Source organism: Dyadobacter sp. BE31, from assembly GCF_031457695.1.
In the GTDB taxonomy this organism is placed as follows: Bacteria; Bacteroidota; Bacteroidia; order Cytophagales; family Spirosomataceae; genus Dyadobacter.
Window position 1 is genome coordinate 706,504 of record NZ_JAVDXA010000002.1, and the last position, 23,056, is coordinate 729,559.

19 protein-coding genes are annotated in these 23,056 nt (G+C 51.4%); 10 read left to right on the top strand and 9 right to left on the bottom strand.

Annotated elements, in window-relative coordinates:
• Nucleotides 1-270: 270 nt before the first annotated feature.
• Nucleotides 271-3,576: a glycosyl hydrolase gene (locus J2Y43_RS11730; RefSeq protein WP_309982631.1), complete on the bottom strand. Its 3,306-nt coding sequence runs from the start codon at nt 3,574-3,576 to the stop codon at nt 271-273.
• Between the two features lie 275 nt (nt 3,577-3,851).
• Here J2Y43_RS11730 and J2Y43_RS11735 point away from each other — a divergent pair, with 275 nt between their 5' ends.
• Both J2Y43_RS11735 and J2Y43_RS11740 read left to right on the top strand, forming a co-directional pair.
• Nucleotides 3,852-4,214 carry a hypothetical protein gene (locus tag J2Y43_RS11735; protein WP_309982633.1) on the top strand — a complete coding sequence of 121 codons (363 nt, stop codon included), beginning with the start codon at nt 3,852-3,854 and terminating at the stop codon, nt 4,212-4,214.
• Between the two features lie 2 nt (nt 4,215-4,216).
• A complete protein-coding gene (locus tag J2Y43_RS11740) occupies nt 4,217-4,525 on the top strand; it encodes a helix-turn-helix transcriptional regulator (protein ID WP_309982635.1) in 309 nt (102 codons plus the stop codon).
• Nucleotides 4,526-4,624: 99 nt separating this feature from the next.
• On the opposite strand, the gene J2Y43_RS11745 is transcribed toward J2Y43_RS11740, so the two are convergent.
• The 3 genes from J2Y43_RS11745 to J2Y43_RS11755 all read right to left on the bottom strand — a co-directional run bounded on the left by J2Y43_RS11745 (nt 4,625) and on the right by J2Y43_RS11755 (nt 8,221).
• Entirely contained in the window at nt 4,625-7,189 is a 2,565-nt protein-coding gene (locus J2Y43_RS11745) for a TonB-dependent receptor (protein ID WP_309982637.1), read from the bottom strand.
• A gap of 262 nt (nt 7,190-7,451) precedes the next feature.
• Nucleotides 7,452-7,682 carry a thioredoxin family protein gene (locus J2Y43_RS11750; protein ID WP_309982639.1) on the bottom strand — a complete coding sequence of 77 codons (231 nt, stop codon included), beginning with the start codon at nt 7,680-7,682 and terminating at the stop codon, nt 7,452-7,454.
• Nucleotides 7,683-7,810: 128 nt separating this feature from the next.
• The gene (locus J2Y43_RS11755) at nt 7,811-8,221 is read right to left on the bottom strand and encodes a DoxX family protein (RefSeq protein ID WP_309982641.1); all 411 of its coding nucleotides are present in this window, start codon (nt 8,219-8,221) and stop codon (nt 7,811-7,813) included.
• A gap of 78 nt (nt 8,222-8,299) precedes the next feature.
• Between J2Y43_RS11755 and J2Y43_RS11760 the strand changes: the two genes are divergently transcribed.
• Nucleotides 8,300-9,295 carry a glycoside hydrolase family 43 protein gene (locus tag J2Y43_RS11760; protein ID WP_309982644.1) on the top strand — a complete coding sequence of 332 codons (996 nt, stop codon included), beginning with the start codon at nt 8,300-8,302 and terminating at the stop codon, nt 9,293-9,295.
• 333 nt (nt 9,296-9,628) lie between these two features.
• Entirely contained in the window at nt 9,629-11,284 is a 1,656-nt protein-coding gene (locus tag J2Y43_RS11765; RefSeq protein ID WP_309982646.1) for an arylsulfatase, read from the top strand.
• Nucleotides 11,285-11,474: 190 nt separating this feature from the next.
• On the opposite strand, the gene J2Y43_RS11770 is transcribed toward J2Y43_RS11765, so the two are convergent.
• On the bottom strand, nt 11,475-12,272 hold the full coding sequence (locus J2Y43_RS11770; RefSeq protein ID WP_309982648.1) for an AraC family transcriptional regulator: 798 nt from the start codon (nt 12,270-12,272) through the stop codon (nt 11,475-11,477).
• Nucleotides 12,273-12,278: 6 nt separating this feature from the next.
• Entirely contained in the window at nt 12,279-13,310 is a 1,032-nt protein-coding gene (locus J2Y43_RS11775) for an SDR family NAD(P)-dependent oxidoreductase (RefSeq protein WP_309982650.1), read from the bottom strand.
• 260 nt (nt 13,311-13,570) lie between these two features.
• On the opposite strand from J2Y43_RS11775, the gene J2Y43_RS11780 reads away from it, so the two are divergent.
• Together J2Y43_RS11780 and J2Y43_RS11785 are read left to right on the top strand one after the other, a co-directional pair.
• Nucleotides 13,571-14,014, top strand: a complete 444-nt coding sequence (locus J2Y43_RS11780; protein ID WP_309982651.1) for a hypothetical protein — start codon at nt 13,571-13,573, stop codon at nt 14,012-14,014.
• An 81-nt stretch (nt 14,015-14,095) separates the two neighbouring features.
• A complete protein-coding gene (locus J2Y43_RS11785; protein WP_309982653.1) occupies nt 14,096-14,275 on the top strand; it encodes a hypothetical protein in 180 nt (59 codons plus the stop codon).
• On the opposite strand, the gene J2Y43_RS11790 is transcribed toward J2Y43_RS11785, so the two are convergent.
• On the bottom strand, nt 14,272-15,465 hold the full coding sequence (locus J2Y43_RS11790; protein WP_309982655.1) for an MFS transporter: 1,194 nt from the start codon (nt 15,463-15,465) through the stop codon (nt 14,272-14,274). The two genes, J2Y43_RS11785 and J2Y43_RS11790, sit on opposite strands and share 4 nt — an antisense overlap.
• 267 nt (nt 15,466-15,732) lie before the next feature.
• Here J2Y43_RS11790 and J2Y43_RS11795 point away from each other — a divergent pair, with 267 nt between their 5' ends.
• Complete coding sequence (locus tag J2Y43_RS11795; RefSeq protein ID WP_309982657.1) at nt 15,733-16,110, top strand: hypothetical protein; 378 nt, start codon at nt 15,733-15,735, stop codon at nt 16,108-16,110.
• A 103-nt stretch (nt 16,111-16,213) separates the two neighbouring features.
• Here J2Y43_RS11795 and J2Y43_RS11800 read toward each other — a convergent pair whose 3' ends face one another.
• Both J2Y43_RS11800 and J2Y43_RS11805 read right to left on the bottom strand, forming a co-directional pair.
• Nucleotides 16,214-17,221: an ankyrin repeat domain-containing protein gene (locus J2Y43_RS11800; protein WP_309982659.1), complete on the bottom strand. Its 1,008-nt coding sequence runs from the start codon at nt 17,219-17,221 to the stop codon at nt 16,214-16,216.
• Nucleotides 17,222-17,225: 4 nt separating this feature from the next.
• On the bottom strand, nt 17,226-17,930 hold the full coding sequence (locus tag J2Y43_RS11805; protein ID WP_309982662.1) for a DKNYY domain-containing protein: 705 nt from the start codon (nt 17,928-17,930) through the stop codon (nt 17,226-17,228).
• 284 nt (nt 17,931-18,214) lie between these two features.
• Here J2Y43_RS11805 and J2Y43_RS11810 point away from each other — a divergent pair, with 284 nt between their 5' ends.
• The 3 genes from J2Y43_RS11810 to J2Y43_RS11820 all read left to right on the top strand — a co-directional run bounded on the left by J2Y43_RS11810 (nt 18,215) and on the right by J2Y43_RS11820 (nt 23,054).
• Nucleotides 18,215-21,823: a histidine kinase gene (locus J2Y43_RS11810; RefSeq protein WP_309982663.1), complete on the top strand. Its 3,609-nt coding sequence runs from the start codon at nt 18,215-18,217 to the stop codon at nt 21,821-21,823.
• 3 nt (nt 21,824-21,826) lie between these two features.
• Nucleotides 21,827-22,591, top strand: a complete 765-nt coding sequence (locus J2Y43_RS11815; protein ID WP_223411020.1) for a LytTR family DNA-binding domain-containing protein — start codon at nt 21,827-21,829, stop codon at nt 22,589-22,591.
• 76 nt (nt 22,592-22,667) lie between these two features.
• Nucleotides 22,668-23,054 (top strand): hypothetical protein, encoded by a 387-nt coding sequence (locus J2Y43_RS11820; RefSeq protein ID WP_309982665.1) that lies wholly within the window; start codon nt 22,668-22,670, stop codon nt 23,052-23,054.
• Nucleotides 23,055-23,056 lie beyond the last annotated feature (2 nt).

A 23,056-nucleotide genomic window follows, 5' to 3' on the forward strand; every position in this document is an offset into this window, starting at 1 on the left:
CGTGGTCAGAAGTGGTCAGGTATGGTCATGGATAGTCAGGTGTTGTCATGTGTAGTCAGGCGTGGTCATGGATAGTCAGGTTTGGTCATTTGTTGTCAGGTATGGTCATGTGTAGTCAGAAATAGTCAGGTATGGTCAGAAGTAGTCAGGGATAGTCATCTGCGGGACAATACCTGTCCACACATGACCATTCCTGACCACAAATGACAACACTTGACCACACTTGACCACACTTAACAATACTTGACCACACCTGACCATTCCTGACCACTATTTCACAGGCGCTACCGCCACCAGTTTCACCGGCCCGAGTAGGCCGCTGGGCAGCAGGGGAGAATCGGCCTTGTAAAACGGCATGGTTGTGTAGGTGATTTTGCTTGTTACGCCGGGCTGGGCATCGCCGATGAGGCGGTTCACCCAGGTGTTCGTTACTTTTACCTGAATGCTGTTAGGGCCTTGTTTCAACGCTTCCGTTACCTCAATGCGGAATGGTCTTTTCCAGGTAATGCCCACATTTTTGCCATTGACAACCACTTCCGCCAGGTTTTTGACATCCCCCAAATCCAGCCAGTACGTTGCATTCTTGTTCAACGCAGGCACATTTAAGGTGTTTTCATAGGCCGCAGTTCCCGAGAAGTATTTGATACCCGCGTCCGCATGCTCCGAAAGAGATGTGAGGGCATTCAGCTGCGCCTGTGCGGGAGCGCCGAGGCCAGGCTGGAAGCGGACGGTCCAGGCGCCCGTAACGCCCGCGATTTCTGATTCTGCCGAGGCCGGCACAGTGTAGGAGTTAGCAGCTGCTTTTCCATTGAAAACGATGAAATAGGCCTGCCAGGAGTCAAATTTCAATGGAATCGTGGTGCGGCCGTTGGAGATTTGGTAGGAGACTTTACTCGTTTTGCCGGTTTCGGGGTTCCAGAGCATCGGGATTTTACCAGTAACCCGGAAACTGATTTGCGCTTCGTTGGCGTCGTTGCTGCGGTTGTCGAGCCAGTAAATATCGGCATCGGCCGTTTGGCGATGGACGTACAGGATTTTCGCTTTTTCGCCGGTAATGACCACATCTTTGGAAGTAATACTACTCAAAACCGTTTCCAGCGGCTGTGCAGAGACATTAGGGTTGCTCCAAATTTTGTTCACTAGCATTGTGAAGGCGGCAGGATCGTCGGCCAGGCTGGGCGAGCGCTCGGGCTTTACACCGGCTACTTTCATGCCCGCAGCCACCAGGTCCCCGATCTTTTGAAGTACCGGCAAAGTCATATTCCGGGCGGTAGAATCCAGTACAAGCAATCGGTATTGCTGGCCGGAGGGCGCCACAATCATTCCTTTTTCCACTTTAAGCACATTCCTGATTACGCTCGAATTGGCAAAATCGAATGCGTAACCTGCCGGGATCGAGGGCAATTTTTGGGTCGAAATTTGGGTGATATTGGAGTTTTCGCCATAATAATAGAGCACGTCCACTACCGGTTTCCCCTGTTGCAGCATGAAGCAGCTCCTACCGAGGTAGCCCGTCCAGGCCGATGCCTGCTCGGCCCAGGTTTCCTGGCGCGTGAAATACTGACCGAACGGGCCCAGTGAAAAGCCCGGCTTTTTGTCGTCGAGCGGCTGGTGCACCGAGGTATGGACCACAAATCGGTTCAAGCCGGAAGCCATTTCAAGATCGGCCGTGCGTTTCAGTTTCTCAGGGTACCAGGTAAATGCATTACCTACGGAGGTCATCGACTCCGCCGCAACGATGTTTTGTCCGTAAATATGTGCCACCGATGCCGATTCACGGATATCCGCCTCGCTGCGGACTTCTTCATCCGCTCCACCGGCCAGGCTGCCGGGCGTCCACATGGCGGCCATCGGGATATCCGCTTTGCGCTTCACATCCATGCCATCGGCCAGGTATATGCGCCCGCCCTCGTGCGACTCCGTGTAACGTTTCATACCGCGGGCCTTCAATGCATCACCGATTACTTCATAGTGGTTTTCGACGATCAGCTCGCCGATCGTCTTGCGGAAATCCCACAGGAACCGGTCGCTTTCCGGTGCGCTTTTCACGATCACGCCCGTGAGCACGGGTATCCAGGGCGTGAGGTCGTAACCGCGGCGCTTTTTAAATTCCGCCGGCATGGCCTTCGTCCACGTCATATGCCCCGCCTCGTAGCTGTCCAGTACCATGTATTGCAGCCCTTTGGCACCCATTTGCCCGCCGGTGGCGTCTTGGTACATGTCGAGATAGGTATTAATGTATTTGTTTACTGCCTCTTTGTCGAGTTTGTCGACTTCCAGGCCGGTAGCCTCTGGTGACGCGGGGTGGTTTTTACGGCCGGTAAGAGAGTAACCCAGTCGCACGATCACCCAGTTACCGGCTGGCGGCGTCCAATTCAGGCTGCCATCGGCTGTCATTTTGGAAGTCAGATCCACCACGTCGGTGAGGGGGATTGCGTCTGCATTGGGTTGGATGAAGGACTCCGTGTTTTCTCGCCATGGGCTGAACCCCGCTTTTTCTTCGAACTGGTCCATCCGGTCGGTATTATGGAGCAGGATTTCGGCCACCTGCACGCCCTCCGGCTTGGCGGGCTGCGCGTTACCACCGCCAAACATTGCCGCGAAAGGGTTGGCCGGCGACGGCAATGTCTTGAATGCGATGCGGTAGAATTTGGCTGTTACGGGGGCAAACGCCAGCGTGTTTTGGGGGACGGTGCTACCCTTAATCGGTGCTACGTCCCGGAAATTTACCCCGTCGTCGCTGATCTTCAACGTCCGGTTGTTAGGTGCACCATTGAATTCCGCCAGCGCACCGCCGGAGCTCGCGCCCACAATAGTCAATGCCTTGAATGTCTGCGGGCTATCGAATTCATATTGGATCCACATGTCCTGGCCCACTTCCATCGGCGGCAGCAAGCTGGTTTTGCCCAGGTCACCATCCGTCAGTTCCGCCACGGAGAAGGTACCTCCGCTGGATGTCACTTTTGGGTTCAGCGCAGTCATGAGCTTGTCCGCTGTCGGCAAGCGGTAGGCGATCACCGCTGCATCGGCATAGTAATCCGGCACTTCGCCGGTGGGGCCGGTAATGCCGCCCTCGGTGGGGAGGGGCACATTTTGAAACTTGCCTGCTACGGGCTTGGGTTGAGGCAGGTTACCTGTAAATGCCTGACCTCCGGCGACGCGGGTTTCGGTCCAGACGTATTTTTTCATTGCATCGGTCGCTGGCACCCACGGGCCGCCCGTTACGCTCCATCCGGGCGAGCCTGCGATAGCCATTTCGAGGCCTAGCTTTTCGGCGAGATCGGTCGTGTGTTTGAATGCATCCTTCCATTCAGGAGTCATAAACACGAGCTTCTTTGGGGTTACGTTGGGTGTAAAAAGGCTCGCGTCGAAATTCTGGAAACCGCCGATGCCTACACGCTTCATCCATTCCAGGTCCTTGGTGATGCCCTCTTTGGTAATATTGCCATTCATCCAGTGCCACCATACCCGCGGTTTAGCGGCGTCGGGCGGGGTTTGGAAGCCTTGTTGGAGGGGTATGTTCTGTCCGAATGCGAGCGCCGGAAGCGCCCAGACAAGTAGCGCGAGTTTTTTCATAATAAGATGCTGATTTACTGCCGGGAAACTGATCCTTTTCGGATGGTGAAGCGGCGCGGGGCTAATATCTACTCATTAGACAATAAGAGGAAATTTTTAGATATTGCCAGCAAGATCGATCTCACTCAACATTCCTTTTTGTCAGGAAATGTTTTATCTTTGAACTTAACTTAAAAGTGAATCGTATCTATTTTGAATTGTATTCCAGATCGGAGAAGGTAACTATTTATACCATCAGATTTGAGGGTAGTAAGTTTTCGGAAACGAATAACTTCGTGAAGGAATATTCGAGAAATGGCTTCGCAGAAGACCTTGATATGATAAGCAGTTGGCTCGGCTATCTGAAAGAACGTGGGGCAGAACCGCGGTATTTTCGTTCAGAAAACAACGTGAGCGCCGGACCGGTCGCTTTCTCAAGACTGCGGATTTATTGTATCAGATGTAGTCAGAACATCGTCATTCTAGACGGTGGTGGAGAAAAGAAAGGACAGAAAACCCAGGATGGCGCTGAAACCTGGAAAGCGATGAAATTAATGATGGAGGTTGATAAAAGATTGATCGAGAAAATACGGGACGGTGATATTTATTATTCTCCTGATCTCATGAAACTTGAAGGTGAACTGTTCATAGATATATAATCATGATAAATTTATTAGAAAGAATTACTCCGGATCCAGCCATTGACAGATTCATTGGCACAAGTTTCGATCTTTCCGACCGGATCCATGAAATACTCGAATCAAAAGGATTGACGCAAAAAGACCTGGCCGAAATGCTGGGCAAAAAGGAGTCGCAGGTGAGCAAATGGATGACCGGCACGCATAATTTTACGATCAAAACACTGGCGTTGCTCGAAGTGAAACTAGGCGCTTCGATTTTTCAAATCACGAGTGGTCCCATTGAGCCCTTGAAAAAGAAAAGAGCGGAGCCCGATAATGTTATGGCTTAGGGTAGGGTGCGTTTTTTTGGGGTCAAGACAAAAAATCGGAGCGCCCCAGTGGAACGCCCCGATCGATAGTGTTATAATATTCGTATTCCTTTTGAAGTCTTAGAATGAGTAGCGTAATGTTACTCCGTAGGTGCGTTGATCGCCTACTACGCCCGCATATTGGCCGTAGCTGCCCGGCGCAGCGAGAAGCAGTTCGTAGTAGTCCTTGTTGAACACGTTTCTGGCCCATACGAAGAACGAAATGCCGTTCGAAGCGCGGAAACCGAGGCGACCGTTGGTCAGTGAATAGCCTCCGATGTTCAGGTATTTGGATGGCGACGGGTTGGATGAGAACTCTGAGCGTGCAAACACATCGATACCCAGGAAATAGTTGCCTTTCAAGCCCAGGAATGTGCCCTTCACAGTTCCTTCACCGCCCACAGAACCCGACCATTTGGAGATACCCGGCAGTCTGCCGCCTGAAATGTCTTTGAAAGCCTGCTCACCACCTACTTCTTCCAAAGGTACCGGCGCATTTTTGAAAGTAACATATTTACCGTCGGTATAAGCCACCGCCGCGTTTAACGACAGGTTGCTGAAACGGATGTTTCCATCTACTTCCACACCTTGTACGCGTACTTTCTCTGCATTCGCGAGGTAGCCGCGGTTTACGCCGGGCTCAGGAGTCTGAACTTGCGTTTGATAATCATTGATGTCCGAACGGAAAAGCGTCAGGTTCAAAACCGAGTTGGCAGTCGGTCTGGTTTTGATACCCAGTTCCTTGTGATCTACGTGCTCTGGTTTTACATTGGCCAGGTCGAGGAGAACGGCGCCGTTGGCAGTCGGCAAACCGCCCACGTTCACACCGATAGGCTTGTAGCCGATCGAATAAGTTGCATAAGCATTGAATCTGCTGCTGGCTTTGTATTGAACCGACAATTGTCCCGAGAAGTTACCCTGATCGTAGTTGGTATTGAATGCCTGATCAGTGTAAACCAGCTTTTTCAATGCGAGCAATGCAGGGTCGGTGGTTTGCAAGCCGCCGTAAGTTTCTCTTTTATAGTCTACTACTTTTTTATCGTAGTTGTAACGCACACCTGGCAATACATGCAACTTGTCGGTGATTGCCCAGTCGGCCTGTGCGAAAACTGCCAAGCTGGTGCTTTTGATGCGGTTGGTGGTGCGGATACCGAAGTTATCGAACAAGCCCGGTGTTTTCCAAAGTTCGCTGGTCGTGCTTTGTGCGAAACGCCATTGTGCCGAACCCGCTTCTTCTGTTTGTACTGGATCTGATTTCAGGTCCTGCCAAAGGCCGAACAAACCAACCACGCCGCTGAGTTTTGGAGAGATTTTACCCGAGTAACGGATTTCCTGTGACCATTGGTCGTGTGCCGAGTTACCTGAGGAAATGGTAAACACAGGTAATCCAAGGTAGTCACGATCGTTGAGCGGAACCCATTTCCAGAAGCGCCATGCCGAAGTAGCAGTAAGCGTTCCGTTGCCAATTTTGATATCCGCATTGGCAGACACGCCGCCCAGCCTGTTATCCGCTTTGGAAGGCGTATCCAGGTCTACTTTGCGTTCGAATGCGCTTGTATAGGGGAGCTTGTAGCCCAAATCAGCGATGATGGCGTCAAACTGGCGGTAAGCTGCGCGTTTGGTAGGCACTACACCTGCCACCGGCCAGCCGTATCCGTTGGGCTTCTGATCCGAAACGTCACCGATCACGGTGATGTTGACCTTGCTGCTTGGTTGATAGAGAATCTGGCCGCGCACGCCGATGTTGTTGATGTCGTTGATCCGCTGCTGCGTATGCTCGTTGTAAAACAGGCCGTTACGCTGTGTTCCGGTGAACGAAACACGTGCAGCGAGTTTTTTGTTAATCGGGCCGGTAAATGAGCCTTTGGCCTGAATGTAGCCGAAGTTACCGTAGCTCAGCTCGAAGCTGCCACCCGGATCAAAGCTTGCGCCGCGGGTAGTGATGTTGAACGCACCGGCAGTGGTGTTCTTTCCGAAAAGCGTTCCCTGTGGTCCGCGAAGTACTTCAATGCGCTCGATGTCGATGAAATCCAGTGCGGTGGCGGCCGGACGTGCATAATAAACGCCGTCTACGTAAAAACCTACACCCGGATCGATACCGTCGTTGGTCAGCCCGTAGGTTGAGCCGAGGCCGCGGATGTTCAAGGTCGTGTTACGAGCATTGGAAACATACAGCTGAACGGTTGGCACCAGTTCTTTCAAACGGTTTACATTGAACGCGCCTGCATCTTCCGCAGCCGAGCCCCGGATGACCGAGATCGGGATGGGTACTTCCTGTGCTGACTCCTGACGGCGGCGTGAAGAAATGATGACGTCTTCGAGGTTACCGGCAGAAGGATCGAGCTTGATGGTTACCCCGCTGCCTTCGATCACGGTTTCTTTTTTGATATATCCTAAAAATGAAACTACTAGCGTGAATGGCAGTTTCTGACCCGTTACAAGCTGAAATTCACCATTTGCATCTGTGGCTGCCCCGTTGGTAGTTCCTTTGATGGTCACGGTCGCCCCGATGAGCGGGGAGTCGTTGGATGCATCCAGAATCTTTCCCGAAACCGTCGCATTCACGATCGGGGCGTTCTGGGCTTGCGCAACAAATGAGATGAGTAGAATTGCTGAGCTGAATAGGGTCGTTAAAAATGTCTTCATGAATGAGGAATTGCTTTACTGTTTTCGATGGTGTTATGCGTGGTGGTTACTGCTAAACAGCCTTTCCTAGTGCTGCTTACTGAGCTTCGGTCGACAACAGTAAGGTATAATCGGTGGTTTCATATGTAGGGATTGTAAGTTTCTCCGGCAAAGCTATGGATATTATTTAGTATATAGAAATGGTAGAGTAATATTTTTTAAAATAAACGGCAAAACAGCCCGGGATATTCTTCCCAGGCTGTTCATAATGCATTGTAAATCACTATTTAAGATCGCCGATCGACGCGCCGAAATTAATGTGCAGCACATTGCCGTTCGTCGTGAGGAGTGCCGGTACCGACTGGACACCAGCCTGTTCGGCGGCGGTAATTTTGCCCTTGTCTTCACCGAGATGTACTACTTCTATCTGGTCAGCCGGGATGAGGTTCAATATATCCTGCTCTGCGCTGAGGCAAACCGGGCAGCCGGCGTGAAAGAAAATGGCCTTTTTCATTGTCTTCGATTTAAAATGGTTCAGTGCGAAATCGCAATACGAAGGTAGGTCGCTGGCGGACTGTTGCTCTGGTGCAGTTTTCACAAAAACAGCTGGGCCAGATGTGTTTGGTAGGAAATCCATTTTGCTTAATGTGCTAAGACGTGCCCCTGGCCGAATGCGTTACCAGAGTATTTTTCAAGCCTGCGGAACATGGTGTAAGTGACGGACACCATCACAAATGCGACGATTGCGTCGACAGTTGCCGCAAAGCCGATTACCGCCAGTTTGGACACGAATGCGAAAATGATGTCGAAGAATATCCCTGCAAATACCCATTCTTTCAGCCGGTGCAGCTTGTTGGGGGTAAGGAGCACGGCCACGCCCGAGAGTTTGAAAACGCCTAGCAGGTAAATGAAATGCGCTGGATAACCTAGCTGTACCGTAATATCCCATACGACGGGATTTTTGGTGAGTTCAAAAAAGCCGCTTGTGCCAAACCAAAGGGATGTTAATGCGGTGCCTATCCAGTAGATCGTGGTTGTTGTTTTCTGAGTCATGACCTTAATTGTTTTTGAGTGATTGATGACACAAAACTGGCTTGAAATCAGAAGTAGCGCATGGGCAATCATCCCGAAATGGACACATCCACAGCCGGACTGGACGCTCCGAGCGGTGATATTGGCAAGGCTGCAACGCAATTGGGAATGGTTTTTGATGCCAAACGCTCCAATGATCATCAAGAAGGGCATATGGTAAAAGAAGGCAATCCTATCATCCGTAACCATTACACCGCCGACCCAACGGTAATTGTCCATGAAGGAACGGTTTACTTGTACACCGGCCACGACGATCCGCCGGCCGGTACCGACGATTATTGCATGAACGACTGGCTCTGCTTTTCTTCCAATGACCTTATTCATTGGACCGAACATCCATCGCCCTTGAAAGCCACCGATTTTCGATGGGCGAGCGGCGATGCATATGCATCAAAAGTGGTTGAGTACCAAGGTAAGTTTTACTGGTTCGTGTCGGTAACGCACAAGGGCGGGCCTTACAAGGCCATTGGTGTGGCCGTTTCCGACAATCCCACCGGGCCGTTTGTGGACGCGAAAGAGGCTGCGTTGGTCACCCATGATAGGCTGCCTGCTACCCAAAATGACAAAGCCAATCTCGATCCGACAGTCCTGATTGATGACGATGGTAATGCCTACCTGTTTTGGGGTAACGGGCAATGTTATTTTGCCAAATTGAACACCGACCTCACGGAGCTCGATAGCGACATCAGAATGCTGGACCTGCCCGGGTTTGCAGAAGGCGCGCATATCCACAAAAAGAACGGTATTTATTACCTGGCCTACGGCTACGGCTATCCCGAAAAAGTAGCCTACGCCACCAGCCGGAACATTGAAGGCCCGTGGGAATTTAAAGGAATACTGAATGAAATCGCCGGAAACTGCGCTACGAATCGTCCGGCGATCATCGAATTCAACGGCGCAGATTACTTTTTCTATCACAATGGCGCATTACCCGAAGGCGGTAGCCACCGCCGCTCCGTGTGCGTTGACCGGTTGTTTTACGAAAACGACGGTTCGATGCGGAGGGTCATAATGACTACGGAAGGTATTCAATGAAATGCCGTTGGGGGCATGCATTGTTGTTACATGCCTGACGAAATTGCCCAAGGCTGTTCAGAACCTGGTTTCTACCAACGTTACATCGATAACGCGATTTAATATCGAAATACCCTGGAGGCGTGCCGGGCATCTGCCCCAGTGCCGTCAGGCACGTAATATGGGTAGCAACAAATTCAGCACTGGTTCGAAAATGCCGTAGGCATGTAACAACAGTTCTGAAAGCAAGTAGAATCAGATCGCGCAAGTTTATTTTTTATATAGTATATAGGATATATAGAATAAATATATTTTTGCGATCAAACATCTCTTGTTACACCATTTTTCAAAATCATGAAGACCTCTGCATTTTTGGCCCTGGCATTGATGACCTTCTCCGGTGTCGTGGCGCAAAAGAAACCTGCGCCGAAAGGCCCGGACGGCCGTCCGAATATCATCCTGATCATGGTCGACGACCTCGGCTACTCCGACATCGGTGCGTACGGTTCCGAAATCAAGACCCCGAATATCGACCAGCTCGCCGGAGAGGGCATCCGCTTTCGCGAGTTTTACAACAATTCCATTTGTGCGCCTACGCGGGCGTCGCTCATTACGGGCCAGTACCCGCATAAGGCAGGAGTAGGGTATTTTAATGTAAATCTTGGTTTGCCGGCCTATCAGGGCTATCTCAATAAGGAGTCGCTCACATTCGGTGAGGTGCTGCGCAATGCAGGTTACAGCACGTTGCTGAGCGGCAAATGGCACGTCGGCAATGACAGTATCGCGTGGCCTAACCAACGTGGGTTCGATCGCTTCTACGGGTTCATCAACGGCGCCAGCAATTATTATGACCTTGGTAAATATGGCAAAGGGCCGGCGGTAGAGCTGGTGGAGAACAATAAGCGCATTAACCTTCCGCCGGACAAATACCTGACCGACGAGATCACCGATCACGCACTGGGCTTCCTCGACGAGCAAAGCAAAACGGCCAAGCCGTTCTTCTTGTACCTGGCTTACAACGCCCCGCACTGGCCGCTGCAAGCCCCCGAATCGGATATTGCCAAATACAAAGGCCGGTACAGCATTGGCTGGGATTCGCTGCGCAACGAGCGCATCCAACGCCAGAAAGCGCTCGGTATAGCCGATCCTAAGCAGGCTATCGCCGCCCGCGACAAGGATGTAACACCTTGGGATAATGTGCCTTATGACGAAAAACTACTTTGGGAGCGTAAAATGGAGATTTACGCGGCCATGGTCGACCGGGTGGATCAGAACATCGGGAAGCTCCGTGAAAAGCTGAAAGCGTTGAAGAAGGACGATAACACGCTGATTGTCTTCATTTCCGATAACGGCGCACAGGGCGGCTACGCGGGTGCGTCGCCCCGCAGGCCACAGCGTAATACCGGCCCCGCAGGTACGGCAGGATCGTATGTGTACCAGGATCAACCCTGGGCGTATGTTTCCAACACACCGCATTCGGCCTACAAAAACAATATGCACGAGGGCGGCATCAGCGCACCTTTCATCGCCTGGTTCCCGAAACAGATCAAAGGCGGCCAGATCATAAAAGGTACCGGTCATCTGATCGACCTCGCACCGACTTTCTATGACCTGGCCAAAGCGGCATATCCGGTCACCGAGAAAGGCATTAATATTAATCCGCTCCCCGGGAAGAGCCTCGTGCCTGTCCTCACGGGTAAGGCTGGCGAGGTAGACCGCGGCGGCGAGCCGATTTTCTGGGAACGTGCCGGTAACCGCGCCGTGAGGAAAGGTAAATGGAAAATCGTTTCGACTTACCCGGCCTACAAATGGGAGTTGTACGACCTGGAAACCGACCGTGGAGAAACCACCGACGTAGCTTCGGCAAACCCTAACGTGGTGGACCAGCTATCGGCCGACTATTTCCGTTGGGCCGAAAAAACCGGCGTTGTCGATTACGAGAAGATCAAACCGGCTAACCCGATTGGCGGGCCGGAAGTACGCCCTAATCGCAGGCCGCCAACTTTTTGATGCTGATGCAAACAAGCTGGTGCAAATCTCCTGATTTGCACGCATTATTCGCAGGCCTCTGGCCGGTCAATACAGCAACTTTTACTGTAATGACCGGCCGGAGGCCTGCGAATGCCAGGTCACGAAGGTCCACCTTCGTGCCATTCCCTACGAAGGTAGCCCTTCGCGCCATTTGGTTTCTTTTTCAAAATCACTCCGTTGGGGCATATCCGAACTGCTTCTTGAATGCAAACCCGAAATGCGATAGATTTTCGAAACCGGCTTCGAGGTAAACTTCCGACGGCCTGCGTTTCTTTTCCCGAATGAGGTAATGCGCCAGGTCGAGCCGTTTTTCGGTGAGCCATTTCTGTGGCGTGGTTTGGAAAGCCCTTTTAAAATCACGCTTGAAAGTGGTGAGACTGCGGCCGGTGAGGTAGCCGAACTTGCTCATGGGCAGGTTGTACATATAATGCTGCTCCATGAAATCGGCGAGGTTGATCTTGCCCGGCTGTCCGAAATCTGCCAGCAAGTGATCGATATCGGGTATGAGCGTTCTCAGAATGGTGATCGCTTCTTCTATTTTAATGGCGGCCAGCGCGTCCGGAAGCGGATCGCGCAGGTCGAAATAGGGGACCAGCGACGCCAGGCAGCTTTGCAGCAACGGGTGTTTGTCGAATCTTCGGAACCCGGGCTTGGTTACCGGCACCACCTCCACCTTATTTTTGGCATAATAGGCTTCCAATCGCTGCGAAGTCAAATGCATAACGACCGATTGATGAGGCAAACCGTCCTTTGGATAATTGATTACCGTTACCAGCTCGTGTCTCGGAAAGAAAACGGTATCCCCGGCGCCGAATAGGTGCGTCTTACCACCCTGGATGATCTTTGTTTCTCCTGAAATAAGCCAGACCAGCAAATGCTCTTCGAAAAGCACGTCGCTTTTGTGAAAATGCTCGGTAAAACCGGAGATTTTCAGGTCGGGATGAATGTAATGTGCCTCGTGTGCCACTGCTGATCAATTGGTTTCAAAAGTTATACCCGTCATTTGCTCGCTTAAAGCCCAAAGCCTGCGGGCATTTTCCGGGTCAATGGAGTAAGGCTTCACGCCCCGTAATGTCAACGGCTGATCGTAACGGTGCTCGATGTCGCAGTGATCGACCTCGGAAACATCCGCATTCTCGCAGTACAGCCCGCCCAGGTTTTCCAGCTGCGGACTGGTAGCGCACCAAACGGTGGTGGCAGCGCCTTGCGGAATGGTTTTCAGCTTCTGAGCCACTTCCGGGTAAATGTTGCCGTCGGCATCGTGGGTACCCATTTGCTGAAAAAGCTCCATAGGTGCCACACGGCCAAGATCCGTACCGTTCACCGAGCCCGGATGCAGTGCAAATGCACGGACGCCGAATGCCTTCCCGCGACGGTCGAGCTCGACCGCAAAGAGATTGTTGGCTGTTTTCGATTGTCCGTAGCCCGCCAGCGTCTCGTACTCCCGGTTTTCAAAATTAGGGTCTTCAAAATCAAACGGTGCAATATGGTGACCGAACGACGATACGCTGATCACCCGGGCATGGCCGGACTGTTTCAATGCGGGCCAGAGCCGTGCCGTCAACTGAAAATGCCCCAGGTGGTTGGTCGAAAGCTGCGATTCAAATCCTCGGGCGTCGCGTTGGAGCGGTACCCACATAATGCCTGCATTGTTGACCAATATATCCAGCGAACGGCCGCTTTGCAAGAATTTTCGGGCAAAACTGTCAATCGAAGCCGGGTCCATCAGGTCCAGTGATTCTACGGTTGTATTAGCGATGCCGCTTACATTGCGGGCAGCTTTGGCGAGGTCGCGGGCGGGCACGATGATGTGCGCACCTGCTTCTGCGAATACCCGCACTGTTTCGAGGCCGATGCCCGCATAGCCGCCCGTAACAATAATCGTTTTTCCGGTGAGGTTAATGCCCCTGATCACTTCTTCGGCGGTAGAAAAAGCGTCGAAGCCCGAGCCTAGCGGCCGTTGGTAATGATTTGATTGAACGGTGGTTGTTGCTGAATGTTCCATAAAAATCTGATTGTTTGTGATGGAACAAAATTAGCCGGCCCGGCTTCGGAGGGTTTTGTTTTAAAGGCCGATTTTATTTGTTTTAAAGACCACCGAAACAAAAGGTACTGAAACTTTTTGAGGTGGATGATTCGGGCGATAACATGGTGATTCGGGCGCAGCCCATCGACGGAAGATAAATACCTGTTTCCGCCTGGTAATCGGATTAACGTTCGGGTTTCGGAGGAGTTAAATTGGGTTTCAACCAAAATTCACCTCCTATGCTCGATGTTGTTATAGTGCTGGTTATCATTGCATTGGTGCTGCTTTTTTTGCGCGCCGGCAGGCAGAACACGATTGTTTACAGGAAACGGGTTGCACCTTCTGATCGGGAATCTGCAATAAGAGACCAACCTTCCGACTTGGGTCCGTCTGCCAACGTTTATTCCGACAATACTTCGCCCTCGGATCACACATTTCAGGAAGCATTGGCGTTCGGAGGAGGTGATTTTGGAGGTGCCGGAGCTGGTGATTCCTACGACATTAGTCCAAATGACGCATTGACTAATGATTTTGTCAGTTTTGACGCAGCGGCAGGCGATTTCTCCAATTCATGTGCCGAAGACAGCGATTTCAGCAGCAGTGATTCCGGACCGAATGATTCCGGCAGCAGCGATTCCTATTCCGATTCTTCGGGCGATAACACGAGCTTTTCGAGTGACTAATTCAGTTTCACTAGGCAAGTTCCACTGGGGCAGTTCCACTGCGGCACGGATATGACATTATTTCTTTAAAACAAAAAAGAGATGTCAACAACCCGAAAGAAAGGAACTGCGAAACGCAACAGGCTTGGCGTTAAAAACTCGCTGGTAAATAATATCAATGCCCGCAAAAAGAAAGGCACTTCGCGGTCGAAAAGCAAAAAGACAGTCAGTAAGAAGTCGTATGCTGCGATGAAAGAGCATTGGGGTAAGAAACGACGCTAGTGCGTTTTTGCTGTTGGTGACGGGTCGCTGAATGCGAGTAGCACGGATATTAATCCAAATACAAAAAAGCACAGCACGAGCGGAAATACCCCGTGGGCCATGAGATGGCTCGTGACCGAGCCGAGCGTAGCACCTACAAAAAAGAAGCAGGTACCATATATGGCCGATGCCATTCCTGCCATATCACCCATTGGTTCCAGGGCCAATGCGCTGCTGTTAGGCTCCACGGCCAGATTGATGGCGAGCATCATCGTTACGGCGATGAAAAACAGGGGCATGCGCGGTGGATCGCCAAATGCCCAGGTGAATACGAGCAGCGCCGAACCTACAACGGTGTAAATCACCAGAAGCCATTTGATCGTCCGCCGGGCACCGAACAGGGACGACAGCCGGGAGTTCAGCAGTGCGCACATGGACATCATAGCACCCATTCCCGCAAAAATCCAGGCGAAAAGCTCGGGTTTGCCGTAAATCTCGCCCACAATATGTTCCGAACTGGATACGTAGGAGCTCAACGCGGTGAAAAGCAGCGTGGTGACCGTCGTATAGCGCAGAAATGTGCGGTTACTGATCACCTGTGCGACAGAGCGTGTCACGTGCGCACGGTTGAGCGGTGTACGTTGAGCGGGCGGGAGCGATTCTTCGAGCCGCAACGACCATAGGAACACGGCTACGGCGAACAATGGCGGTGCAAGAAATACCATTTTCCATGATCCTACCGACATAATCGCCAATCCCAAGAACGGAGCAATCACAGGCGTGAACAGAAAAATTGTAAATATCAGCGACAGAATACGCGCCATCTCGTCCCCTACAAAGCGGTCGCGGACGCCGGCGATGGTGGTCATAAATACCGCAGAAGCACCCATGCCGGCGAAAAAGCGTGCAGCGAGCATGGTGGGCAGGTCGGGCGCGAATGCAGCAATGACACCCCCGGCGATGTACAAAGGGAACCCGATACGCAGAATGGCCAGGCGTCCGAAACGGTCGGAGAGGGCGCCGAAGAGGATTTGGGCTACCTGTCCCATAAAGAAGAAAGAAATGATTTGGGCGGTATCGGTAGAGTCGGCGCTCAGGCCGAAATGCCTCCGTACTTCACCGAATGCAGGCAGCATAATATCAATACCCAGGGCGGTGAGCGTCATTGTGCAGGCCGAAAGGGCGATGAACTCGCCGGGTCTCATTTTCATGGTGAGCTATTTCTGGCAAAGTTAACCCGTTTGAGCAGTCGCATGAATGTGTAAACCAGACTTTTGCAAGGGGGAATCCGGACAAATTTGCCTGTGCAGGGCCTTTAAAGTCTGTTTGTATTAAATAAATAATGAATTGGAAAAATATTATTGTCTTAAATATAGACAATAAATAAACTTCTTCTTTACATTTGCTGTATGACGGTTACGGGAGGTCGACATCCCTTTGCCGGATGATTTCATTTCTTCACTAAAAACGTATTGATTATGAGAAGGATTAGCTCTATAATGATGATCCTGTGCCTGTTGGGCGCAGTTTGCACGAGCATTGCCCAAACGGCACCGGCCGATTTCTTTGCCGGTAAATGGGAAATCACCGTTTTCGGAACACCCAATGGCGATGCCAAGCTCGTTGCGGACCTTGCCCGGACCGACGGCAAACTCACGGGCCAAATCACCAACGCAACTGACCCCAGCGCTGAGAAAATAGCCATTACCAGTGTCGACGAGGCAGCCGACAAGATTACAATCGGCTTTTCCGCCCAGGGCTACGATGTAACCGTAGATCTTTCGAAGGTGGACGATGATAATCTGAAAGGAAGTATGATGAGCATGTTCGATGCGACTGCAAAACGGGTGAAGTAGGGGCCTGCGGCCCGACGGCCGACCACCGACCGCCGATCACAATTGGTCCGTGCCCTTGTCAATAGGCCATGGTCCATCGTCTATCGTCAGTAGTCGTCGGCCGTCAGCGGTCAGCCGTCGTCGGTCCTTCAACAATTCCCCGCACGGCCTCGAAATCGGCCAACGCCTGCTCGTTTTCGGGGTAGAAACTATCGCCCTGTTCGATAAAAGTTTGCATAGAGGTGCCGTCCGGCGTGGTGTAACGCGGGTCGGCACCTTTTTCGATGAGCATCTTGCATACGCCCCAGTATTGCCGTTCGGCGGCATAGAGCAGTACCGACATTTTTTCATGGTCCCCATCCCACGGCATGATGGCATTCGGGTTGGCACCGTGGTCCAGCAATGCTCGTGCGCAATCATACGCACCGTAGGAAGTTGACAGCGCCTCAAAAATGATAGGAACTACGTCGCGCTTGCCGCTGCCGTAATCGGTCACCCTCGCATTGGCGTCGGCCCCATGTTCCAATAATAAACGGAGTACTGGCGCGTTCCCGGATGTTGCAGGCGAGAAATGGATCTTCTCGACCTCCGGATCGTCACTTTTAATACTCACGCCCGCCTGTAAGAGCGCGCGAATGCATTCCAGACGCCTTTCACGGTCGTTATCGACGGACCCTGTATTTGCAACAGCCATTTCAAGCAACGGATAACCGTAAGCGTTCTCCCGAAGTCGCGGCTGTACTTCCGCGATGTATTTTTTCAATTTATCCGGATTTGCATTAAAAATCGCGACAGCCATCCTGTTCCTTTCTTTGTCTTCAAAAAATGGTTTCGCCTCAATCATGTTGGTGATACCTCTAGTGAAATTGCTGATGGAAGATCCGAACGCCACCCAAAAAAGCGGCACTGTGACGAGGACGAATGCAGTGTATTTGCTCCATTTGAATGGGAGCAGATTGAGCGTGAGCAACAGGACAAGGGCGATGATCGCCAGGTAGTAAATAGCTCTTCCCATCCCGGAAGCCGCATCCCCGCCGCCTTTGGTAGGGAACAATGTTTCGGCCGCTACCAGCAGGAATAGCAAGGCAATCACCACCGAATTGAAGATGGTAACGATTTTCAGATAGTTCATATTTTTAGCCAAAAGTTGGCTGGAATTGCATCATCGCCCTGAATACGGGCTGCCCGGAGTTGCTTTGAAAGCCGTCTCCGTTGAATTTGTAAACCTGGTAACGATCGGTGAAAATACCGTTTCCTGCATAGTCGAAAGTATCGATGTCGGCAACGCGGTAACCTTTGCCATTGACAAAGACCTTACTGTGGTCTTTGTAAAATGAGGTTTTCTGCCACTTACCGATATATCTGAAATGGCTTGCAGCTTCGGAGATTACCTGGTCGTCGAAATACACGCGCTGGCTGTCCTTGCTCAGGCGTTCATCCAGGCGTTTGAAATTCCTCGCATCGGAGGACAACAGATTGCTGGCTTTGAAAACATGCCGGTCGTCCCGTCCGAGATCGGTACCGAGTAGTTGAAAATAAACCGGATTAGCGCCCGGAATGCTTTTACCCCGGAAATAGACATTCTCAAAATCGCGAGCGTAAAGCGACGGGTCGGATTGCCCCACAGGACCGGCCGTCAGAACCTGGAAGGTCCTGGCGTGTGCATCGGGAATCAGTGATTTGCTGCCATCCTTTCCTTTGTAAAAAACCAGTTTGTTTTCAATTTCGTAAACGTCGAAGGATGGCGAAGGCGCGAAAGATTCGGTGGCAGGACCGAGCAGGAACAGGCTTGCGACGACGAGTGTCAGACATACGCTGGTTATCAGAAGCAGGATCAGCATAGCGATATAGGATGAGGTTGAGTGTGAATAGGATTATTTTTCATGGCGTTGGGAATAGAGCCGCAAAAGTGCATATCGGGACAAGCAACGTCCAGTTTTAATGATGCAACGGTAACTATCGACTATTTACCGGTAAATCACTGATTATTCGGTGTTCCGAAAAAGGCCATTTCAACGATTTTGAGGCAGTTGAGGGGCTTTACCGATAAATAAATCAGCTAGTACAGTTGTATAGAATTGACGTATTTGGTCTCGAGATCGCAGATATTGAATGCGAATCGTCAATGAAAATCCCGTCGGCAGTGATGCTCTTCCTCAAAAAGCTGGTCCGTACATTTCCCCTTGTATGTCTTACCTTGTTCGGCGGACAACTTGGGGCACAGACGCTGTTTCAGAACATCAGATGGCAGGATGGGCTTAGTGCCAAGCAAATCAGATGTCTGTATAAAGATTCCTCCGGCTTCCTCTGGATAGGTACTTCTGCCGGGCTCGACCGTTACGATGGCGCCGTCGTGCAGCGGTTCCATGATGCGAATGGCGGGCAAAAACATTTTGTGAACGCTATTTTGCCGTTCAAAGGGGAAGATACCCTTATGATCGGGCTGCGCAGAGGCATTCTGTTATTCGATAAGAAAACGGGGAGGTTTTCGCGGGATCCCCGGTTTGAATCGCTTGCGCAAAAATATATCGTAAGCATCCGCGCCGACGGGCAAAAGCGCATCTGGATCGGCGCATCCGACGGACTTTATTTGTATGACCATCAAAAACTGAGGCCACTGACAGAGGTAATCCCCGAAGCCCGGAAGTTCGACTTTTCGCGTTTTCAACTCACGTTTATGGTGTATGACACCTTGCGGCGCGGATTGTGGGTAGGAGGGAACCGGCCCTTTTTTGTCGATAGTAAAACCAACCGGGTTTATTTCAAAGGTAATAATCCCCTGAAAAGCCCACTGCTTGAATCGGAGCATGTGAATGCCATCGCACTCGACCGTACTGGTAATGTATGGTATGGCTGCGATACGGAACCGACGCTAAACTACTGGGACTACCGGGCCGGTAAGCTGGACAAGCATTATGAGCTGGACGGCAAGCAGATTGGCGAGGGGTGCAACTTTGTTTTTATCGATCGTCAGGATAGGGTATGGGTTTCCACCTGGCTGTTTGCCGCTTTTGTGAAGGAGCCGGGACAGCCGTTTCGCAAGTTAGAGTACAGTCAGGATCAGGCGTATACGATTGCATACGGCCATTTTAGGGATGCCATTTCCGATGCGCAGGGCAATGTATGGTTGGGCACTATCAACGGCGTGAGCAAAACGTTGCCCAAGAACCCCATCGAGGCCATTTATAAGCTGCCTAGTTTTCATTTCTTTCTGGAAACAACTTTTGCCCATGCCAACTCCATTACCGTCGAGGGTAGGACAATCATCGCCTGCAAGGAAGATGGCGTCGTGTTCTACAATACGGTAGATCGTACCTATCAGAAATATCTCACACCGAGCAAAAGATTACGAAATAACCGCTCCGTCATGGCAGCCAAAGTAGGTGAGGTCTGGTGGTTTGCGGGATTCGACGGCATTTATTCGCTTGCGCCGGGGCAAACGGTTTTGCAGCGTTTTGATCAGATGAAAAAAGGGCTGTCGTCGTATCAGGCACCTTTCGTTTTTTTGGATAAGCGAGGTAATATCTGGTTCGAAATCGACGGTGACGCATTCTATCGGTATAATCCGGTTACGAAAGTCTGCGTCCGCTTCGACGGCACCGATCCTAAACACGGGCTGTTCGAATTTGCCAATTCGCAGGCATTTGTCCTGCTTTCCAACGGCGACATTCTTTTTGCAGTTCAAGGCAGGGGGCTACTGCGTTATAATCACGCTACTGAGCGTTTCACGCAGTTGAACACGCCCGCAATTGTCGACGAGTACATATATGCCATGCGCCAGAGTAAAACGGGCGACATCTGGGCTGCATCGACAGCCGCCGGACTGGTGAAAATCGATGTCAATGGCCAGGTTATCACGAGCATCAGTACCAAAAACGGCTTGCCTTACGATCAGGTTTCTTCGCTGGATATCGACGACAACGGCGTGGTGTGGGCGGCTACGCGGGAGGGGTTGGCTGCGTACGATCCGGTCAGCAACAACGTCAGCAAGGTGGAACTGGACCTGGGCAAGACCTTGCAGGACTACTGGAACTACGTAACCGTGGCCGGAGGTAAAATCTACGCTGTCATGCTCGATCACGTGGTGGTGATCAATCCGCGGCATTTCGCCTCCGTTCCCGTACAAAAGCCGCCTGCCATTACTTCCGTGAAGATTTTCGGGCAAGAGCGTATCCGGGACCTTCAAGGTGGTCTGCTGGAATTGAAGCCCGACGAATCATTTGTCGCATTTCAATACGCATCGCTCAGTCACCGCGATATTCCTTCGCTCCAATACAGCTACCAGCTCGTGGGGCTGGACGACGATTGGGTAGTAGCCGGGCGCAATATCACGGCATCCTATACGAGCCTGCTCCCGGGCGATTACGTTTTCAAAGTAAGGAGTACCGATGAGAATGGCCGGTGGATGAAAGCAGCTGAGACGCTCAAAATCCGTGTGCTACCGCATTGGTGGCAGACCTGGTGGTTCCTGATAGCCTGCACTTTGGCCATCATCGGCATTTTGTATTGGATTTACAGTGTTTATACCAAAAGGCAACGGAAGAGAGACCTCGACGACACCATCGAGTACTTTGCCAACAGTGTTTACGGTGATAACTCCGTGAACGAAATATGCTGGGATATTGCCCGTAACTGTATTTCCAAGCTGCATTTCGAAGATTGTGTGGTTTACCTGCTGGATAAAGAGAGCGGCAAACTGATCCAGAAAGCGGCCTACGGGCCGAAAAGTCCGAAGGAATATGAAATCCTCAATCCGATCGAAATACCGGTGGGCGAGGGGATTGTGGGCGCGGCGGCGGCGACGGGTATGCCCCAGATCATCGGAGATACCTCCAAAGATCCGCGGTACATTGTCGACGATCAGGCAAGGGCGTCGGAGCTGGCCGTGCCGATCCTGCATGAGGGGCAGGTAATAGGGGTGATCGATTCGGAACATCCGCGCAGGAATTTCTATAACCATAATCATGTGCGGGTGATATCGACGATCGCTGCCATCAGCGCCAACAAGATTACCGAAGCGATGGCCCGTGCGCAGGCCGAGCGGCAGGAGATTATGCTGTTGCGGATCAATAAAATGCTTGCGGAAAGCCAGCTGATGGCGCTGCGTGCGCAGATGAACCCGCATTTTATTTTTAACTGTCTCAATAGTATCCAGGAATGCATTGTCACCAAGAAGTACGCCGAGGCCAGCAAATACCTTAACAAATTCGCCAAGCTGTTCAGGCTGGTGCTGAATAATTCGGGCAGGAACCTGGTGACGATCGCCGAAGAGCGGGATGTGCTGGAACTATATCTTGAACTGGAACTGATGCGTTTCGGGCAGGGATTTACGTATTCGATTGAACTGGATCCCGAGCTGGAAGACGATTACGTCCGGTTGCCGTCGATGCTGCTGCAACCTTTTGTGGAGAATGGTTTGTGGCATGGATTAATGCATAAAGAAGGCGAAAGGCATATGAGTATCAGGTTTTTCCTGATCGGCCCGGAGCAGTTTGCGTGCGAAATAGAGGACAATGGCATTGGCCGGAAAAAGTCTGCCGAACTCCGGCAAAATTCTTCGCGCACGCGGGAACACGAATCGCGTGGAATTCGTATCTGTGAAGACCGCATCGACGTCCTTGCCCGCCAGGGCAACCATGCCAGCCTGGAAGTGATCGACCGGTACGATGCCGCCGGCAACGCGACCGGAACGCTTGTCAGAATTGAATTATCTACCTACTTATATCAGACATAGACGATGATCAAAGCACTTATTGTTGACGACGAGCCGAAATCAAGAAACGTGCTGGCGCATTACATTGAAACCTATGTGGAAGAGATCCGTGAAGTGAAGCAGGCTGAATCAGTGGATATTGCGCTCGAAATACTCAAAACGTTCCGCCCGAATATTGTTTTTCTGGATGTGGAAATGCCGGGTAAAAACGGCTTCGATTTTCTGAGGGCCTTGAAGGAACCCGCTTTCGAGGTCATATTTACGACGGCCTACAATCAATATGCGGTCCAGGCGATCCGGTTCAGTGCGCTGGATTACCTGCTCAAACCGGTTGATCCCGATGAATTACGGTCGGCGGTGGACCGGTTCCTGAAAAAGCAGAATGTGCATCAGAACCCCGTGCTGTTCGATAACCTCGTGCGTAACATCGCGCATAAGCGTGCGAGCGAGTTCCGGCTCGCGGTGCCTTATCTCGACGGCGTGTCTTTCTTCACGCTCGATCAGATCGTTCGTTTACAGGGAGAAGGAAATTATACCAACATATTCATCAAAAGCCGCAAGCCGGTACTCGCCAGCAAAACCTTGAAGCACTACGAGGAAATGCTGACGGAATTCGGTTTTATCCGGACACACAAGTCGCATTTGGTGAACCCGAAATTTATTGCAAAACTCATGGCCGACCACGATTTGGTAGAACTACTGGACGGCAGCCGTGTAGAAATATCAAGGCGAAAAAAAGAGGAAGTGCTTTTACAATTGCCCCTCGGGAACCAGCCACTCGATAAGTGAAACTGTCCGTTAAATCACAATTGTCGTTCTTTGGAACATTGCGTCTTTTCTTTGAAGCCATCGAATTCTATTGGCTATGGAGATATTGGCGATACGTGCAGGGCAATTGTTGCTCATTTTATTACTGGCATTTCTGATCTTCGGGGGGCTTTGGTTCGCACTGCGGTTCCGCCGTACGATGTTGCTGCTGGGTGGGAAGGAGATCCGCGACGGGCAGGTCGCCGACGCCGTGGTGCTGCTTTCCGAAGAGCATCGCGGGTCCTATCTTCAGGGAGAAACCTACTTCACATTCCAGGTGCATGTGAAACCGGCCCGGGGACGCAATTTTGTGACGGAGGTTCACGTGTTACGGGAGCAACTTACCCGCATTCCACAGGCCGGTGACCGCGTTTCGGTCAAATACAATTATTCGGGCCGCAAGCGCACGGTGGTGTTAAATCTCGATAGCCTCGGCACAGCCTAGCC

What these genes read in the sequence shown, in the direction of transcription:
- J2Y43_RS11730 (WP_309982631.1), bottom strand. Translation starts at nt 3,576, where the DNA reads ATGAAAAAACTCGCGCTACTTGTCTGGGCGCTTCCGGCGCTCGCATTC.
- J2Y43_RS11740 (WP_309982635.1), top strand. Translation starts at nt 4,217, where the DNA reads ATGATAAATTTATTAGAAAGAATTACTCCGGATCCAGCCATTGACAGA.
- J2Y43_RS11745 (WP_309982637.1), bottom strand. Translation starts at nt 7,189, where the DNA reads ATGAAGACATTTTTAACGACCCTATTCAGCTCAGCAATTCTACTCATC.
- J2Y43_RS11750 (WP_309982639.1), bottom strand. Translation starts at nt 7,682, where the DNA reads ATGAAAAAGGCCATTTTCTTTCACGCCGGCTGCCCGGTTTGCCTCAGC.
- J2Y43_RS11755 (WP_309982641.1), bottom strand. Translation starts at nt 8,221, where the DNA reads ATGACTCAGAAAACAACAACCACGATCTACTGGATAGGCACCGCATTA.
- J2Y43_RS11760 (WP_309982644.1), top strand. Translation starts at nt 8,300, where the DNA reads ATGGACACATCCACAGCCGGACTGGACGCTCCGAGCGGTGATATTGGC.
- J2Y43_RS11765 (WP_309982646.1), top strand. Translation starts at nt 9,629, where the DNA reads ATGAAGACCTCTGCATTTTTGGCCCTGGCATTGATGACCTTCTCCGGT.
- J2Y43_RS11775 (WP_309982650.1), bottom strand. Translation starts at nt 13,310, where the DNA reads ATGGAACATTCAGCAACAACCACCGTTCAATCAAATCATTACCAACGG.
- J2Y43_RS11780 (WP_309982651.1), top strand. Translation starts at nt 13,571, where the DNA reads ATGCTCGATGTTGTTATAGTGCTGGTTATCATTGCATTGGTGCTGCTT.
- J2Y43_RS11785 (WP_309982653.1), top strand. Translation starts at nt 14,096, where the DNA reads ATGTCAACAACCCGAAAGAAAGGAACTGCGAAACGCAACAGGCTTGGC.
- J2Y43_RS11790 (WP_309982655.1), bottom strand. Translation starts at nt 15,465, where the DNA reads ATGAAAATGAGACCCGGCGAGTTCATCGCCCTTTCGGCCTGCACAATG.
- J2Y43_RS11795 (WP_309982657.1), top strand. Translation starts at nt 15,733, where the DNA reads ATGAGAAGGATTAGCTCTATAATGATGATCCTGTGCCTGTTGGGCGCA.
- J2Y43_RS11800 (WP_309982659.1), bottom strand. Translation starts at nt 17,221, where the DNA reads ATGAACTATCTGAAAATCGTTACCATCTTCAATTCGGTGGTGATTGCC.
- J2Y43_RS11805 (WP_309982662.1), bottom strand. Translation starts at nt 17,930, where the DNA reads ATGCTGATCCTGCTTCTGATAACCAGCGTATGTCTGACACTCGTCGTC.
- J2Y43_RS11810 (WP_309982663.1), top strand. Translation starts at nt 18,215, where the DNA reads ATGAAAATCCCGTCGGCAGTGATGCTCTTCCTCAAAAAGCTGGTCCGT.
- J2Y43_RS11815 (WP_223411020.1), top strand. Translation starts at nt 21,827, where the DNA reads ATGATCAAAGCACTTATTGTTGACGACGAGCCGAAATCAAGAAACGTG.
- J2Y43_RS11820 (WP_309982665.1), top strand. Translation starts at nt 22,668, where the DNA reads ATGGAGATATTGGCGATACGTGCAGGGCAATTGTTGCTCATTTTATTA.